The sequence below is a fragment of the Mycolicibacterium madagascariense genome, from assembly GCF_010729665.1.
Taxonomy (GTDB): domain Bacteria; phylum Actinomycetota; class Actinomycetes; order Mycobacteriales; family Mycobacteriaceae; genus Mycobacterium; species Mycobacterium madagascariense.
The window spans coordinates 197,070-213,026 of sequence record NZ_AP022610.1; the positions used below are offsets into that span (position 1 = coordinate 197,070).

Below are 15,957 nucleotides of genomic sequence, written 5' to 3' on the forward strand. Positions count from 1 at the left end.
CGGGACACGCGCCATGGTGGCCGGGTCGCACTCACATGGGAAATTAGACGGGCGCCCGAAATAAAACAACCCGTGCGGGAGACGTTAACAGAAACGAAACCCGCCCCCGGCTCGTCACCCCGGCCCATCCCCGAGCCAAAACCGTTATCGGAAAGGGGGGTTCATCGTGACCACCCGATACCGCCCAGCCTCAGCCGGGTGACCGTTGCGGTATCGCATCATGGGCATTCACGTGACTCGTGGCTGGTCCCGGTCCGGCACCGCAACGGGAGGTAGGAATGCGTCAGGCCATCGCGACACTCGCACTGGGGATCACCTCCGTGCTGACCATTGCTGGCTGCGACGGCGCGGAGGTCAACGCCCAGACCGCGAGCACCGAGACCATGATCCCGCGTCCGCTCGTCGAGCGTGAGTTGACCGGTTTGCTCCTGACCACCGACCAGGTGAACGCCGCGATGGGCGCCACGGCCATGACGGTGATCCACCAGCAAGCGGCGATGTCGGACAACAGCACGACGATGGCGCCCCCCGAATGCCTGGCCATCGACGGCGCGGCCGAGGCCACGGTGTACGCCGACAGCGGGTCGTGGGCCGAGCGCGATCAGAGCCTCAACGACGGCGACAAGTTCGCCCATTACCTCAAGCAGGCCGTCGTGCTCTTTCCCACGCCCGAGAAGGCGGCGGCCTTCTTCGACACCTCGGCTCAGCAGTGGTCGGCCTGTCAGCAGTACACCCATCTGCAGAGCGGCACCATATGGTCGGCCGCTCCGCCGGTCAACGCCAACGGGGTGCTGAGCACCACCTCGACCGAACACGATGCCGCCGCGCCCGGCTGGGGATGTGGCCGCGCGCTGGCTTTGCGAAACAACGTCATCGCCGACGTCAATACCTGCAGCGCGAGCCCGGGAGACTCCGCGCCGAAGATCGCCAGCCAGATCGCGGCCAACGTGTCGGCGCGGTGGTAGCGCCCGGCGGTGGGCGCCGTCGTGTGGGCTACTTCGACTTCGCCGCGCTCTGGCAGCGCTTGGAGCAGTAGATCACCTGATCCCACTGCCCCCGCGAACTCCACTTCTTCCGGTTGGTGAACGGTCGACCGCAGGCCGGGCACGTCTTCGACTGAGCTTTCGCGTTCACCCGAGTGGCGTACCCGCGACGCGGTTCGGTTAGCCATGCCGGTTGACGACGTCACCATTCGAGCTCGGCGCCGCGACGGATTCCTACGCGTTGACGGGCGGCTGAAGGTCGTTCCCAGCGCGTGCAGCGAAGCGGGTGGGCGCACGAGGTATCGGCAAGCTGCTTAGCGGGTACTCGCCAGCATGACCCCGGCCAGCCAGCCATCATCCGACCCGCGTGAGCACGCGCGGCGTCGGCTGGAGGGTGACGCCAGCCCGGTCACCGTTGCCCAGTGGCGCCGGTTCGCTCAGGACTGGCTGAACGCCACGGTCGCCGTGGGCGAGGAACGGTTCGCCGACATCACGCTGGCCGTCGACGAAGCGTTGTCGAATTGCGTCGACCACGCCTACCGCGATCGCTCGGCCGGCACGATGGTCCTCGAGCTGAGCTACGACGAGAACCATGCCGTGGTCCAGATTCAGGTCACCGACGAAGGCAGCTGGCAGGAGCCAAAGTCCATGCGAGTCAGCGACTTTCGCGGGCGTGGGGTCCTGCTGATGACGGCCTTGGCCGACGAGTGCTCCGTCGACGGGCATGACAATGGGACGACGGTCCGTCTCGTCTTCCGTGATTGCCCACCCCAGGGCGCCAGCCACGGTCGCACCGACGCGCTGCAGGACACCGCCTGACCAGAGGCCATGTTGGACGCACTGTCCGCTACCGGATAAGTTGTTCAGTAAATGGACCTCGACGACGACTCCGCCTACTTCGACCTCGGCGGGTATGCGTGGCCGCACGACGTCGCCGCACCGTTGCTCGCGCGTCGCTGGTTCGACAGGGGCATGGTGTGGACCTTCGGGTTCAACCACGATGAGGCGGTTCACTGCTTCGAGCGCGCACTGCATGCCGATCCGGATTTCGGCCTGGCGCGGTGGGCGATCGCGTACGCCGTCGGACCCAACTACAACCGGAACTGGACGTCGTACGACGACGCCGGAAGAGCAGAGGCCCTGACCCGAGCCCGCACCGAACTGGCCGCCGCGGTCAGCGACGACCCCGTGACCAGGCAACTGATCGCCGCGTTGCGGCTGCGCTACCCGACCGGCGACGCGAACGACATCGACACGCTGGAGACCGGCCACGCCGCGTACGCCGACGCCATGTCGCACCTCGCGCAGGCGCATCCCGACCACGTCGAGGTGCAGATGCTGGCCGCCGACGCCCTGATGAACCTCACGGTGTGGGCGCTGTGGGACGTCGAGACCGGCGAGCCGGCCCGCGGGTCCAGGGTGCTCGAGGCCCGTCGGCTCCTGGAAGCGGCGATGGCCACCCCGGCTGGTCGTCGGCACCCCGGCGTCCTGCACCTGTATCTGCACGCGATGGAGATGTCCGGCGAGCCCGAGGCGGCGTTGCCCGCCGCGGATCTGCTCCGCCAGCTGGTGCCCGACTGTGGTCACCTGCTGCACATGCCGTCGCACATCGACGTGCTGTGCGGGGACTATTACAGTGCGGTCCGCGCGAACGAGGCCGCGGTGCGCGCCGACCGCAGGTTCGTCGCCGCTCGCGGCCGAGACAACGCCTATTCGCGATACCGGGCTCACAACCTGCACTTCGTGGTGTACGCCGCGATGTTCCTCGGGCAGTTTCAGACGGCGATCGACGCCGCCGACGAACTCGCCGCCGAGTTGACACCCGAACTGCTGGACGCGCCGGGTCTGCCGATGGCGGATTGGCTGGAGGCGTTCGTGCCACTGCGGGTGCACGTTCTGATCCGGTTCGGTCGGTGGGCGGAACTGGTGGCCGAGCCGCTGCCCGCCGACCCCGACCTGTACTGCGTGACCGCGGCGACGGTGCTCTACGGGCGTGGTGTCGCGCTGGCCGCGACCGGACACGTCGACACGGCTCGATCCACCCGCGAGGAGTTCCGCGCGGCCGTTAAGCGGATCCCGTCGTCGCGGGCGCTGTTCAAGGTGGCCTGCCACCACACGATGGCGATCGCCGACGCGATGCTGGACGGTGAGATCGCTTATCGTGCAGCCGATTACGAGCAGGCATTCGATCACCTGCGGCGGGCCGTCGACCTGGACGACTCGCTGCCCTATGACGAACCGTGGGGGTGGATGCAGCCGACGCGCCATGCCCTCGGGGCGCTGCTGCTCGAGCAGGGCCGCGTCGACGAAGCGTGTGACGTCTACGCCGCCGACCTCGGTGTGAACGGGACTCTGGGCAGGTCGCACCAGCATCCCGGCAACGTGTGGAGCCTGCACGGATACCTGGAATGCCTCGAGCGTCAGGGCCGATCCGCGGAGGCGGCCCTCGTCGCCAAGCAGCTCGAGTTCGCCTCCGCGCGTGCCGACGTCACCGTGCGCGCATCGTGCGCGTGCCGCACCGGAGCCGACCGGTCCTGCTGCGACTAGGTCGTCGCGAAACCCCTTGCCGCGCGCCGAGTCACCCAGCTGGCCGATGCCCGCGGGGTCCGCATGTCGTCCTTCGAGCGGTCACGCCGCCGTGCTACGTGGTGGTGCTGGCCCGCCAGGTTCGCGAGTGTGGCTGTCGCCGTGGGGTTCTGGTCGGTACGGCGTGGTGGGCGGCGGGTCGGCGTCCTGTGGGGCCGGGGCGTCGGGCGTGGTGTCGGGAGCGGTGTCGACGGGCCACCAGTAGTCGAGGTCTTCGGAGTCGTCGCTCTCGGAGCCGTCACGATTCGTGACGGTTTCGGTGGCGTCGGGGTCTGCGTGTCCGGTGTCGGCTCCGGCCGGTCCGTCATGGGAGTCGTCACGATTCGTGACGGTGGACGTTTCGCTGTTGGTGTCGCGGGCCTCGGCGCGGGTCTGGTCGGTGTGGGGCACGGCGTCGGTGTCAGCGTGGGCGTCGGCGCTCTGGGGGTCGTCACGATTCGTGACGGTGGACGTCTCGCTGTTGGTGGCGCGGGCCTCGGCGCGGGTCTGGTCGGCGCGGGCCTCGACGCGGGTCTGGTCGGTGTGGGGCATGGCGTCGGTGACAGCGTGGGCGTCGTCGCCTTGGGGGTCGTCACGATTCGTGACGGTCTCGGGTGCACCGTTCTGGGTGGTGGCGTCTCCGTCGGTGACGGCCTCGGCGGGACCCTCGCTCTCGGCGGGACCCTCGCTCTCGGCGGGACCCTCGCTCTCGGCCGAACCCGCACCCTCGGCGGAACCTGCACCCTCGGCGGGACCCGTACCCTCGCTCCCACTTTGCGCCCCAACACTTTCGGACACCGCACTGTCCGTGTTGGGCGGGTGCCAGGTGGTGGTGGGTGGGTGGAGGCGTTGGGGGTGGTGGTAGTGATTGATGCGGTGTTGGCCGGTGTCCAGACCGGGTGGGGGTGTCCATTCGACGTCGTGGTGCTCGTTGAGGGTGGTGCTCCAGCCGTCGGGGGCCACCGAGCGATTGTCGGGTCCACAGGCCAGGCCGAGGTCATCGACGTTGGTGTTGCCGCCGTGGGTCCAGTCGTGGCGGGCGTGGTGGGCTTGGGCGCCGTAGGCGGGGACGGTGCAGCCGGGTTTGGTGCAGCCGCCGTCGCGGGCGATCAGGGCCAGGCGTTGGGCGGGGCTGGCGGTGCGCCGGGAACGGTAGAGATTCAACGCCGAGCCGGTGGCCCCGTCGAACACGGCCAGGTAGTGGGTGGCATCGGCGCGGGCGGCCATGGCCAGCACCTCGGAGAGGGGGATGATGCTGCCGCCGCCGGTGACGCCGATCCCGGCGCGGGCGTGCAGTTCCTGCAGGGTGGTGCGGACCAGGATGGTGGTGGGCAGTCCGTTGAGGGTGCCGAGTTCGCCCTTGTCCAGGGCGTGACGACCGATGTATTCGAACGCGTCGTGGCAGCGTTGGGCGTAGGGGCGGTCATCGGCGTCGATCTGGGCTTGGCTGGGGGTGCCACGGGTGCAGGGGTGCTCGTCGGCGGGGTTGCACATGCCGGGGGCGGCGTAGCGGGCGAACAGGACTTCCCACACCGCCCACGCTTGGGGGGTGAGGGTGGCCTTGAGGTCGGTCATCCCGACCGGGTCCTGCTTGCCCTTCTTCAGTTCGCGGCGGCGGCGGCGTTCGGCGTCGTCGGGGGCGGGGCCGTCCTGATCGAGCAGGAACAGGGTGCGTTCGGTCTGGTCGCGCAGTTCCTTGGGTCCGCAGCCCAGGCCGTGGCGGACCCAGTCCACTTCGATCTGGGTGCGGGTGGGGGTGTCCACCCAGGCGGGTAGGCGTGTGAGGGCCAGGCGGATCACGGTGACGTGCTCGCTGGTGAGCAGTCCCAAAGCGGTGGCGGCGGCGGTGGCGGGCATCTCGGGGGCCATGGGTGCCCCGGTGAAGGAGTGCCGCGGGCCCAGCAGGTCGGCGTCGGTGAGCCACTGGTGGGCCGCCTGACTCGATAGTCGCCAGCGGGTCATCACCACCTCGCGCCAGGACTTGGCGCCGACCTCGCCGGCGGTGGCGATGCGGCGCAGCTGGGCCAGCAGGCGGTGGCGCTGGGTGGGCAACTGGCAGTTCAGGGTCTGCACCTCGTCGAGGACCTCGAGCAGGTCGGTGGCCGTGAGGGCCTCGACGTCGATGGCGGCCAACGCGTCGTGGGCGGCGCGCAGCGCGGTGAGCGCGTCACGGGCAGCGGACATCGACATGACTCGAACATACATTCGAAGACTAAGGGTTCACGTCACCAACCGTGAGAAACTTCCAAGGAAGCATCACCGAAAGACGTTGGCGTGCAACGTGTTCGACTCTGCCAGTTAATCCTTACCCAGGCTAAGAAATAATCTGGGCGGTTCGCTGTGTTGCAGCTTTCGACCGACACGGTTCAACCCACCCGAGAGCCCAGGAGCTTTCACGAGCAGGTGGGCTGCCGTTCGGTACGAGGAAGGACGGCATCGAACATGAAGGCCAAGAACATCATCGCCAGCGTCGCGGTGGCCGGCGGGCTTGCCGCCGGTGCGTTCGGATTGGGCGCCGGCGTTGCGAACGCAGACACGGGCCCCGGCCACGGCGGCCCGGTGGCAACGCGCTGGGGACCTCCACCCCCACCGCACCACGATCGGTGGGGTGGACCGGGTTACTACAACGGCGGCGGGTACTACAACGGCGGCGGCTACTACGGCGGCGGCCCGATCCCCGGAGGTTGGAACGGTGGTTGGGAGCCCAATGGCGGGTTCTGCCTAGGCCCCTTCTGCGTCTGACCGCGTGCAGCGGCGACCCGGGTCTGACGACGAACGCGATCGAGCGGCGGTCCACGCGGGCCGCCGCTCTGTCGTGATCGGGTCGGCCGTCCACTGCGCCCGCGTGGAATCGCTGTGATGATGAGCCTCGTGGAACGGGCGCTCACCGAGGCGGAACCCTCGGCGGTGGAATTGCTGCGACAGCTGGTCCGTCGGCCCTCGCTCGGCCCGCACGCCGCTGCGACGCGCGAGGCGATGGACGTGCTGGCCCAGTACCTGCGCAGCGCTGACGTCGACGTCACCGTGCACGAATCTTCCACGGGCGTAGCAACTCTGCTCGCCCAAATCGACTCCGGGTCGCCCGGGCCGAACGTCCTGCTGCAGGGACACATGGACGTCGTGCCGGTCGACGTCAACTGGGAGCGCGACCCCTTCGACGCGACGGTTGACGGCGGTTACCTCCACGGCCGCGGCGCATGCGACATGAAGGCCGGAATCGCGAGTTTCGCGGGGGTCCTCTCGGCGCTGCGGTCGACGGGGTCACTCGCCCGGGGCAGCGTCACCCTGCTCATCGACGCGGACGAGGAGACCGGCAGCGACCAGGGGCTCATCCCGTACATTGGTGAGCGCGGTCTCGCCGAGTACGACTGGGCCATCTGTGCCGAACCGACGGCGCTGCAGCCCTATCTCGGCAATCGCGGCCTGCTCTGGATCACCGTCACGGTGACCGGCAAGGCCGCCCACGCCGGCATACCCTCGGCCGGACACAACCCCATACCGTTGGCCGCCAAGATCATCGCCGACCTACCGACTCACGTCGGGGAGCCGGGGCCTCACGGCTGCCCACCGTCGTCGTTGACGGTGACGACGTTGCACTCGGGGACCGTGGTCAACTCCATTCCCGACGAGGCCGTGTTCACGATCGACCGTCGGCTCGTTCCGGGCGAGTCGGCAGAGGCGGTCTTCGACGAGATCGACCGCGCGGTGCGGCGCACTGCCCGCTCCTACGACGAGTTCTCGGTCGCCGTCTCGAAGACCAAGCAGTGGCCGCCGTGTCTGCTCCCGGCAGACAGCCCGCTGGCCCTGGCCGCCCAAGCAGCGGCGGCCGCCGACACGGCCGATCCCGAATTTGGCTTCGACGAGGCCTGCAACGACGCGTCGTTCCTCAGCGCGGCGGGAGTCCCGACCATCGTGTGGGGGCCGGGCGACCCGGGCCTGGCTCACACCTCGCGGGAGAAGGTCGCCGTGGCGGACGTCGGTCGCGCGATGCGGATGTACGCGTCGGCCATCGCGCGCCTGATGGAATCACCGCACTGACCCCAAAGGCATTGCGGCATCGGTGATCAGCCGAGCGGCGGCAGGTTGCCCCACGGTCCGTACGGGCCGTTCTGGACCCCCGAACCCGGGTTCACGTTCGGTGCGGTGCCGCCCTCGACGCCCTGCGGGCCCAGGCAGCGCGACGTCGACACGGCCATGTCACAGGGGTCGTCGGCGAAGGCGGCAGGCGCAACACTCAGTCCAAGGGCGATTCCGGCAGCGGCCAGAACGGGTGTGACGACGATCGTCGTGAACGACATTCTTGTCTCCTTCGATGGGGTTCTTCTCGATACGCTTCATGCGTTCACGCCTCGATTACCCTCGCGTCATGGGCGGAACGCGCCGCGGCCGGCTTTCATGGAAGACTCAAATCTTCGCCACGTGTGCTGCGGCACAACGTCGTTGACCTCCGCGCTCGTGGAAACACCGGTGAAACAAGATTTGGGTTGTCTATGAGGAGCTTTCGCCGGCTTTCGCCGCCCTGGACCCTTGGGTAGAAGTGGAAGCACACAGCGGGCTGTTCTCATCGTGGAGATCGCTCCCGTCACCGCCATGGCCAGCGTCGGCCATGGGCGCATCCGATCGACGTCCCATCACCCATGCCCGAAGGAAAAATCATGCCGGACAGAGGATTTCCCGCAGACCCCAAGACGCGTAACCGCTTCGCCGTGATCTTGGCGGCAGTGGCGGGCACCGCGGACGCCATTGGCTTCATGGAGTACTCCCAGCTGTTTATGTCCTTCATGAGCGGCAACACGACTCGGTTCGGCGAGGCGACCAGCGCCGGCAACTGGGTGGGGGTGGCCCGCTTCGGCGGGGTCATCGCCATGTTCTGCTTCGGCGCCTTCCTCGGCACGCTGATCGCGGCGTGGTCGGGCCGCTGGCGCATGGTGTCCCTGCTGAGCATTCAGGCTCCGTTGATCGCGGTGGCGCCCTTCCTCCCTCTGGGCTCCGAAGGCATTCCGTGGCACGTCTATCCCGTCGTGCTGGCGCTGGGCCTGCAGAACGCGACGCTGCAGGACGACGCCGGTCGAAGCATGGCGCTCACCTACGTCACGGGCACCGTCGTCCGATTCGGTACCGGCCTGGCCAATCTCCTCCTGCACAAGCCGGCGCCGTCGTTCTGGATCCAGGGCCCGCTGTGGGCCGGTCTGACCGCGGGCGCCGTATTCGGCGGTGTGCTGCAACACGAATTCGGCGAGATCGCCTTCCTGGTGCCCGCGGCCATGCTGGCGGCGCTGGCCGTGTGGGCCTTGGTCAAGGCCATTCGACAGCCCTACAGCGACCAGATCACCAGCGTGTACGCACCGCAGCCCGACGCGCACCCCTCGGCGAAGCCGACCGCCCTGGTGTGACGTCGTCGATGAGCTAGTCCGATCAGAGGCGCCGCCGGTATCGCATACCGGCGGCGCCTCTTTGGTCTGCGGGGCGCAGGTCCCCACAGACGAAACCACCGGGTAGGCGATGCCCACCCGGTGGTTTGCGTGCGTGACTCAGTGGTTCTGGCAGGCGATGTCGACGTAGACCGTGGTGTGCAGGTTCTGGTCGATGATCTTGCCGTCGTCGTCCACGTTGGAGTTCCTGAGACCGTGCACGTCGGTCACGCTGCAGTACGAGAGCGGGCTGGCCCGTGGGCCGTTGACCTGAACGTGGTAGCCCTCCGCCTCGAGCTGGGCGATGGTGTCGGGTGCCGGCCTGGACGAGGCGGACGCGGTGGCGGCCGTCCCGATCCCCATGGTGAGGAGCAGGCCGGCACAGGCGGCTGCGGTGGTCATCGTGCGCATGATCGTTCTCCTTCGTTCGAGTGGTGACTGCACCATCGACGCTACCGGCGTCGAAGAAGGTTGATGTGAAGCGTAATTCGTCTGCGAGACGGAAACAGGTTGCTAACCAGTATATTTCAACGAGAGTCGTATAGAACCCGCCCACACGCTCATAGCGAACACCTAGAAACCATTGCGGTGCAACACCGTTCAACATTTGCGTCGTCTATGAGGCGCGTGACAATCGGCGACGGCCCGGTAGATTGGTCCTCGTAAGCGAAGAACGAAAAAGGCCATTCACCAACGCTCTTCGATGAGACCCCTCGAGAAGGAGAATGAAATGATGAAGTCCCGCAACGTCGCAGCACTGTTCGTCACCGCCTTCGCCGGCCTGGCGATCGCGGCCGCCCCGGTGGCCGCTGCGGCTGCCAATCCGACCACCGTGACCGACAACGGCAGGACGACGATCACGGACAAGAACGGTCACACGGCCATCGTGGTGCGCCCGGCGCCGGTGTCCGCCCCGAACGTCTACGGGCCGTTCAGCTCGCCCTGGCCGTTGGCCCTCTTCGACTGACGGCCGGTGGCGGGCCGCACGTCATCGCCGGCAGTGAGCAACGAACCGTGGCGCCGATCGGAAACGATCGGCGCCACGGTCGTCGTTGGGCCGTCGACGGGGATAGTGGAGAGGACCGCGCGCACTGGGTTCGCTGCTCGGCGACGAGCCGGCGAACATAGGAGGAGTATTTGAGCACCATGACAGCGGCGACGTTCTTCCGCAGAATCGAAGCATGACCATGACGCCGATGAACCGGCCAGCACAGCGGTCCAAGTCGGCCGTGCTCGGCCAACTGCCGCCCATTCGCCGCCCCGACGGCTCGCCGATCAAGGTGTTGCTGGTCGACGACGAACGCGCCCTGACGAACCTCGTCACCCTGGCGTTGCGCTACGAGGGGTGGGAAATCGAGACCGCCCACGACGGGCGCGAGGCCCTGGCGAAGTTCGCTGCCATCGATCCCGACATCCTGGTGCTGGACATCATGCTGCCCGACGTCGACGGGCTTCGGATCCTGCAGCGGGTGCGGGCGTCGGCAACCCACACCCCGGTGCTGTTCCTGACCGCCCGCGACTCCCCGCGGGACCGCGTGACCGGTTTGACCGCAGGCGCCGACGACTACCTGACGAAGCCGTTCGACCTGGAGGAGTTGGTGTTGCGGCTGCGCGGACTGCTCCGCCGCAACGGTGACGCCCCGCCGCCGAGCGACGAGGTGCTGCGCGTCGGTGACCTCGTCCTCGACGCCGGCACCCACGAGGTCACCAGGGACGGCGACCGGATCGACCTGACCACCACCGAGTTCGACCTGCTGCGGTACCTGATGCGCAATCCGCGCCGGGTCCTCTCGCGCGAGCAGATCCTCGAAGCCGTCTGGAACTACAGCTTCGGCGGGCGGACCAGCAACGTCGACCTCTACATCTCCTATCTGCGGAGAAAGCTGCACGACGGTCGGGAGCCCGTCATCCACACCGTTCGCGGCAAGGGATATCAGCTCCGGCCGCCAGAGTCGGAATGACGCCGGTCCGCATCTCGCCATGGTGGCGCCCGCGCACCCTGAGCAGACAGCTCATGTACGGGGTGTCCGCGTTGGTGACGGTGGTGGTCTTCGGCATCGGGGTGTTCTCGGTCTACAACCTGCACACCTACGTCACGGCCAACAGCGACGCCGAGTTGACGCACTCCCTCGCGGCCTTCGAGCACTTCTACGACAAGGCGAAGGCGAAAGACGCTGCGGGACTTGGGGTTCCCGATGACGACAAGCTGACCGACTACACGGGTCAGGCGTCGGGGACCCTCATCGCCCTGCTGCGGGGGAGCACGGTCGCGGATTCGGCGATCTTCTCCGACGCCGGCTCCGCGCGGGCACCGGCCAGCGCGGTGGCAACGATCGCCGATCAGGATTGGAGCAGCGGCGGGCCGCGCACCCTCAAGCTCGACGGCCTGGGGAACTATCGAATGGCCAGCCACGATCTCGGTGACGGTCAGCGACTCGTCTCCGGGGTCTCGATGGAGAGCGCGAACAAGGTGGTGGCGACGAAGTCAGCCTTCGTCATCCTGATCACCATCGCCGCCGCGGTGTTGGCCGCGCTGGGCACGGCCATCCTGCTGCGGTGGGCTCTGCGCCCGTTGCGTCGCGTCGCCGCGACGGCGGCCAAGGCGGCGAGAATGCCCCTGGCCGAGGACGATCAGCGGATCACCGCGCGCGTCAAGCGGGCGGATTCCGATCCGGACAACGAGGTCGGCATCGTCGGCGAGACGCTCAACCGACTCTTGGCCAACGTCGATGCCGCGCTCGCCGCACGCGCCGCATCCGATCGGCGGATGCGACGGTTCCTCACCGACGCCAGCCACGAACTGCGGACGCCGCTGACGGCGATTCAGGGCTACGCGCAACTGACCCGCCAGGAGAGTGACTCCCTGCCGCCGATGACCGAATACGCGCTCGGCCGTATCGAATCGGAGGCGCGACGCATGACCGATCTGGTCACCGACATGCTGCTGCTATCCCGTCTCGACGAGGGACAGGGTCTCGAAGTCCGTCGAATCGACTTGCGCGCCTTGGTATTCGACGCCGTCAACGATGCCGAGGTGTCCGACGACGATCACCGGTGGCTGACCGACCTGCCCGACGACGCCGTCTGGGTGATGGGTGACCAGGCGCGCCTGCACCAGGTGGTCAGCAACCTGTTGGCCAATGCCCGCCACCACACTCCGCCGGGTGTCACCGTCACCACCACCCTGCGGGTCCTGGACCTCGACGAGGGGCCGCATGTGTCGATCGTCGTCGCCGACGACGGGCCCGGCATCGATCCCAAACTCCTGCCGGAGCTGTTCGGCCGCTTCGTCCGCGGGGATCGGTCGCGGTCCAGCGAGGTCACCAGCAATGGTCTCGGGCTGGCCATCGTGGCGTCCATCACCGAGGCGCACGGCGGCACGGTCGGCGTGACGTCGCGCGCGGGGAAGACCGAATTTCGCGTTCTGCTGCCGACGGGCGCGTCGGTAGGCAATGCGTCACGGACCAGGCAACCGCTGGCGTCGAACGCTCAGCAGGGTTGATCTCGACCGCGACCGCACCGCTAGCAGAAACACGCCGACCGCCAAGCCGTCATGCGGCTCAGCGGTCGGCGTTGCCACCGATGCGTCGGCGGCGGGATTGGCCTAGGTCGGCGGGCAGGTCACGAACGGAACGCAGAACGGAGGCGCCTGCCAGCCACCGGGAGGCGGCGGGGGACCGGTGTAGCCCGGCGGAATGTAGTAGTTGCCAGGCGCCGCGTGGTCCGGAGGCGGCGGTCCACCGCGGAAGTCCGGCGGGCCACCGTGGTAGTCGTCGCCGTGGAAGTCGCCATCACGGTCACGGTGGAAGTCGTCGTGGCAGGTGCCGGGATCCCAGTTCGGGCCCCAGGCCGGATCGAAGTCTTGTCCGGGGCACCAGTGGTACTCGGGGATGAAGCCGGGGGCTGCCTGCGCAGTGCCGGTGATCAATCCAAAGCTTGCCGCGCCAGCCAGCAGCGCCGCGGCACCCAGTCCAGCAAGGGATGTCCTCATCGACAGTCGCTCCTCGTCTCGTCGTCGAGTGACCCGGGGCCGGGCCACCCCGAGGTTCGCCAGTGCGACCCTCTTTGAAACGCGAACCAGCAACCCCACAGCAGTTTGCGAGGACGGCCACGAGCAGTTCACCGCTGCGCCGCGAGGCCCGGTGCTTGCGCCGCGGCGGCAAACCCCCGACCGACCGCACCCACCGACGACACTGCCGCGCCGTGCGTTGCGGCACGGCGCGGCAGCGGTCAACGGGGGTGATTACTTGAAGGTGTCCTTGATGTTCTCCCCGACCTTCTTCACGCCGGACACACCCTGATCCTTCTCGCCCTCGGCCTTCAGATCGTCGTTGCCGGTGACGTCACCAACGACCTCCTTGGCCTTGCCGATGGCGTCCTCGGCGGCGTTCTTGGCCTTGTCGACGATTCCCATGTGAATCTCCCTTCTCGTTGGACACCACCTCGGAACCGCTCCGAGGCAGACGTAGAGGTAGTCGGCGGAGGCCGGGAAAACCGAATGCGCGAATCGCGTGACGTCGCTCACAACCCCGAACGCGACCAACGCGCCAAGGCCTAGACCGTCGAATGTCATTGGTGGGCAGCGAGTTTGGTGACCGCGACGTCGTTCTTCACGTTGGCTTCAGATTGATACGCCAGGATCGGGCCGAGCACCCGCCGACGTGGTGCGCCCGCCCGCCGCCGCTGCCGCCGGCCCGACTCGAGGGGACGCCCGTGGACGACCGTTCGACGCCGGAGCACCGTCGCGGGGGGCGCCTCCAGAATGTGGCGCACATCACTCATGCCCGACGTGCGCTTTGCGCGGCGAGCGCCGACTCAATTACTGGCGAGCAGGGGTACGACCGCCGTCCCCCCGAGCGGGCCGCATCCCTGCTCGCCCCCATGCCCCAGAAAGGACGCCGAGGCCTGGCATGAACGATCTGGTCACGACGGGCGGCGCAGCACCCGCCAAGAAGGTCGCCAAGAAGGCTCCCGCGAAGACTGCCCCGACGAAGAAGGTCGCGAAGAAGGCCCCCGCCAAGGCCCCCGCGAAGAAGGCCCCCGCCAAGAAGGCCCCCGCCAAGAAGGCCCCGCCAAGAAGGCCCCCGCCAAGAAGGCCCCCGCGAAGAAAACCGCCACCAAGGCGACGAAGCAGTCCCCGCCCAAGCGGCCCAGCGGGCAGACCCGATCCGGGAACGCCACGCGTACCAGCGGACCCACGATGGCCAGGCCCGCGCTGCCGGCCCCCGCGAGTGACCCGCTGGCAGTCCTCGGCCTGACGGCGCCGTACACGACGACGCAGTTGCGGCGCGCATGGCGCAGTTTCGCCGCCCGACACCATCCCGACCAGGGCGGTGACGCCGTCACGTTCGACCGCGGTCGGCGGGCATTCGAGGCGCTGCAGGGCCGAGCCACATGACGGGCGCAGGGCGCCTGCCGTCCCGGCAGTCATTGCGGGGATTGGACGCAGCCAACTTCTTCCTCGCCGACGTGCGCGATGGTCTCGGCCCGTACCTGGCGATCTACCTGCTCGCCGTGCGGGGACCGTCGCACGGCTGGGACGAGGCCACCGTCGGCGCGGTCATCACCACCGCGGGCATCGTGGGCCTGATCGTGCAGACCCCGATGGGCGGGCTCATCGACCGCATCCGCCATCGCAGGCTCATTGTTGCGTGCGCGGCCATCGCGGTCACGGTCAGCAGCATCGCCCTGCCGTTCGTGCACGGCTACGGCTTGGTGACGGCGACGCAATCGGTGGCGTCGGTCGCCGGAGCGGTGTTCGCACCGGCGATCTCGGCCATCACCCTCGGTCTGGTGGGCCCGAAGATGCTGGCCGGGCGGATCGGCCGCAACGAGGCCTTCAACCATGGCGGCAACGCCGCGTCGGCAGCGTTGGCCGCGGGCCTGGCCTGGCTGTTCGGTCCCGTCGTCGTCTTCTGGCTCATGGGTGCCCTCGCGGTGTGCAGCGTCGTGGCGACGGCACGGATCAAGCCGGACGAGATCGACGACCGGTTGGCCCGCGGCCTCTCCGACTCGACCGGGCAGAGCGACGGCGCCAGCGGCTTCACGGTGCTGCTCAAGAATCGGAGCCTGCTCGTCTTCGCGGCGATCGCGTTCACGTTCCACCTGTCCAACGCCGCGATGCTGACGTCGGTGAGTCAGCTGCTGACGCGCGTCGTCGGCAAGGACAGTGCGACGTCGCTGGTCGCCCTGTGCGTGCTCGCGGCCCAGCTGGTGATGATTCCGGTGGCGATCGTGGTGGGCCGCAAGGCCGACGCGTGGGGTCGCAAGCCCATCTTCCTGGCCGGGTTCGCGGTGCTGGCGGCGCGCGGCGTCCTGTACACGGTGTCCGACGACGCGGTGTGGCTGGTGGCGGTGCAGGCGCTCGACGGCGTCGGCGCCGGGATCTTCGGCGCGCTCTTCCCCGTCGTCATCGCCGACCTGACGAGGGGAACGGGCCGGTTCAACGTCTCGCAGGGGGCGGTCGCGACCGCACAGGGGCTCGGGGCCGCGCTCAGCGCGGGCATGGCCGGCGCCATCATCGTGGCCGCGGGCTATCACGTGGCGTTCTGGACGCTGGCGGCCATTGCCGTGCTCGGGCTGATCCTCTACACCGTGTTCATGCCGGAGACGAGGATGGCGCCGAGTGCGGACGACGCGATCGAAGCGACCTCGGCGTGACGGGCTAGCAATTCCCTGGCCTCAGTCGCCGTCGAGAACGTGCACCGACACCTCGTCGAGGCGCAACCCGAGCTCCGACGCGATCGCCGTGCGGGCCGCGAGCTCGGCGTCGTCGCGTCGCTCGACCCGCGCGACGAGCTCGAGATCCGGGACGGCCACCACCCAGGTACGCCCGTCATGCTCGATCGTGACGTCGAACTCCTCGGTCGGGCCGAGCTGAGCCAGTATTCGGTCGGTGGACGTCTCGCCGGGGCGGGACCGCAGGCCTACGCGATCCCGCGCCCAGCGGCGAAGACCGGCAAACATGAGGTCAGTCTCGCATCGTGGTGGGGGCGGCT

17 protein-coding genes and 1 pseudogene are annotated in these 15,957 nt (G+C 68.4%); 11 read left to right on the forward strand and 7 right to left on the reverse strand.

Annotation, left to right across the window (positions count from 1 at the left end):
• The first annotated feature begins 278 nt into the window (after positions 1-278).
• Positions 279-965 carry a sensor domain-containing protein gene (locus tag G6N60_RS00965; protein ID WP_163731253.1) on the forward strand — a complete coding sequence of 229 codons (687 nt, stop codon included), beginning with the start codon at positions 279-281 and terminating at the stop codon, positions 963-965.
• Positions 966-993: 28 nt separating this feature from the next.
• Here G6N60_RS00965 and G6N60_RS00970 read toward each other — a convergent pair whose 3' ends face one another.
• On the reverse strand, positions 994-1,134 hold the full coding sequence (locus tag G6N60_RS00970; protein ID WP_163731256.1) for a DUF2256 domain-containing protein: 141 nt from the start codon (positions 1,132-1,134) through the stop codon (positions 994-996).
• A 182-nt stretch (positions 1,135-1,316) separates the two neighbouring features.
• Here G6N60_RS00970 and G6N60_RS00975 point away from each other — a divergent pair, with 182 nt between their 5' ends.
• Together G6N60_RS00975 and G6N60_RS00980 are read left to right on the forward strand one after the other, a co-directional pair.
• The gene (locus G6N60_RS00975) at positions 1,317-1,802 is read left to right on the forward strand and encodes an ATP-binding protein (RefSeq protein WP_163731259.1); all 486 of its coding nucleotides are present in this window, start codon (positions 1,317-1,319) and stop codon (positions 1,800-1,802) included.
• Positions 1,803-1,853: 51 nt separating this feature from the next.
• Positions 1,854-3,530 (forward strand): tetratricopeptide repeat protein, encoded by a 1,677-nt coding sequence (locus tag G6N60_RS00980; RefSeq protein ID WP_163731262.1) that lies wholly within the window; start codon positions 1,854-1,856, stop codon positions 3,528-3,530.
• Between the two features lie 81 nt (positions 3,531-3,611).
• Here G6N60_RS00980 and G6N60_RS00985 read toward each other — a convergent pair whose 3' ends face one another.
• Complete coding sequence (locus tag G6N60_RS00985) at positions 3,612-5,738, reverse strand: DUF222 domain-containing protein (protein WP_407665213.1); 2,127 nt, start codon at positions 5,736-5,738, stop codon at positions 3,612-3,614.
• Positions 5,739-5,990: 252 nt separating this feature from the next.
• On the opposite strand from G6N60_RS00985, the gene G6N60_RS00990 reads away from it, so the two are divergent.
• Both G6N60_RS00990 and G6N60_RS00995 read left to right on the forward strand, forming a co-directional pair.
• On the forward strand, positions 5,991-6,290 hold the full coding sequence (locus G6N60_RS00990; RefSeq protein WP_163730754.1) for a hypothetical protein: 300 nt from the start codon (positions 5,991-5,993) through the stop codon (positions 6,288-6,290).
• A gap of 117 nt (positions 6,291-6,407) precedes the next feature.
• Entirely contained in the window at positions 6,408-7,586 is a 1,179-nt protein-coding gene (locus G6N60_RS00995) for a M20 family metallopeptidase (RefSeq protein ID WP_163731266.1), read from the forward strand.
• Between the two features lie 26 nt (positions 7,587-7,612).
• Here G6N60_RS00995 and G6N60_RS01000 read toward each other — a convergent pair whose 3' ends face one another.
• The gene (locus G6N60_RS01000; RefSeq protein WP_163731269.1) at positions 7,613-7,846 is read right to left on the reverse strand and encodes a hypothetical protein; all 234 of its coding nucleotides are present in this window, start codon (positions 7,844-7,846) and stop codon (positions 7,613-7,615) included.
• A 357-nt stretch (positions 7,847-8,203) separates the two neighbouring features.
• On the opposite strand from G6N60_RS01000, the gene G6N60_RS01005 reads away from it, so the two are divergent.
• On the forward strand, positions 8,204-8,941 hold the full coding sequence (locus tag G6N60_RS01005; protein ID WP_163731273.1) for a YoaK family protein: 738 nt from the start codon (positions 8,204-8,206) through the stop codon (positions 8,939-8,941).
• A 138-nt stretch (positions 8,942-9,079) separates the two neighbouring features.
• On the opposite strand, the gene G6N60_RS01010 is transcribed toward G6N60_RS01005, so the two are convergent.
• The gene (locus tag G6N60_RS01010; RefSeq protein ID WP_246240151.1) at positions 9,080-9,370 is read right to left on the reverse strand and encodes a hypothetical protein; all 291 of its coding nucleotides are present in this window, start codon (positions 9,368-9,370) and stop codon (positions 9,080-9,082) included.
• A gap of 319 nt (positions 9,371-9,689) precedes the next feature.
• Here G6N60_RS01010 and G6N60_RS01015 point away from each other — a divergent pair, with 319 nt between their 5' ends.
• From G6N60_RS01015 to G6N60_RS01025, 3 genes are all read left to right on the forward strand, one after another.
• On the forward strand, positions 9,690-9,926 hold the full coding sequence (locus tag G6N60_RS01015; protein WP_163731276.1) for a hypothetical protein: 237 nt from the start codon (positions 9,690-9,692) through the stop codon (positions 9,924-9,926).
• 214 nt (positions 9,927-10,140) lie between these two features.
• Positions 10,141-10,920 carry a response regulator transcription factor gene (locus G6N60_RS01020; RefSeq protein WP_372511000.1) on the forward strand — a complete coding sequence of 260 codons (780 nt, stop codon included), beginning with the start codon at positions 10,141-10,143 and terminating at the stop codon, positions 10,918-10,920.
• On the forward strand, positions 10,917-12,461 hold the full coding sequence (locus G6N60_RS01025) for a sensor histidine kinase (RefSeq protein ID WP_246240153.1): 1,545 nt from the start codon (positions 10,917-10,919) through the stop codon (positions 12,459-12,461). Before G6N60_RS01020 ends, G6N60_RS01025 begins: the two co-directional genes overlap by 4 nt.
• Before the next feature lie 222 nt (positions 12,462-12,683).
• Here the strand turns inward: G6N60_RS01025 and G6N60_RS28350 are convergent.
• Positions 12,684-12,950 (reverse strand): annotated as a pseudogene (locus tag G6N60_RS28350) (hypothetical protein); the annotation flags it as partial.
• A gap of 252 nt (positions 12,951-13,202) precedes the next feature.
• A complete protein-coding gene (locus G6N60_RS01035) occupies positions 13,203-13,373 on the reverse strand; it encodes a CsbD family protein (protein ID WP_163731279.1) in 171 nt (56 codons plus the stop codon).
• 786 nt (positions 13,374-14,159) lie between these two features.
• Between G6N60_RS01035 and G6N60_RS01040 the strand changes: the two genes are divergently transcribed.
• Together G6N60_RS01040 and G6N60_RS01045 are read left to right on the forward strand one after the other, a co-directional pair.
• The gene (locus G6N60_RS01040) at positions 14,160-14,357 is read left to right on the forward strand and encodes a hypothetical protein (RefSeq protein ID WP_163731283.1); all 198 of its coding nucleotides are present in this window, start codon (positions 14,160-14,162) and stop codon (positions 14,355-14,357) included.
• Positions 14,354-15,619 (forward strand): MFS transporter, encoded by a 1,266-nt coding sequence (locus tag G6N60_RS01045; RefSeq protein WP_179969621.1) that lies wholly within the window; start codon positions 14,354-14,356, stop codon positions 15,617-15,619. Before G6N60_RS01040 ends, G6N60_RS01045 begins: the two co-directional genes overlap by 4 nt.
• 21 nt (positions 15,620-15,640) lie before the next feature.
• On the opposite strand, the gene G6N60_RS01050 is transcribed toward G6N60_RS01045, so the two are convergent.
• Entirely contained in the window at positions 15,641-15,925 is a 285-nt protein-coding gene (locus tag G6N60_RS01050; RefSeq protein WP_163731286.1) for a hypothetical protein, read from the reverse strand.
• Positions 15,926-15,957 lie beyond the last annotated feature (32 nt).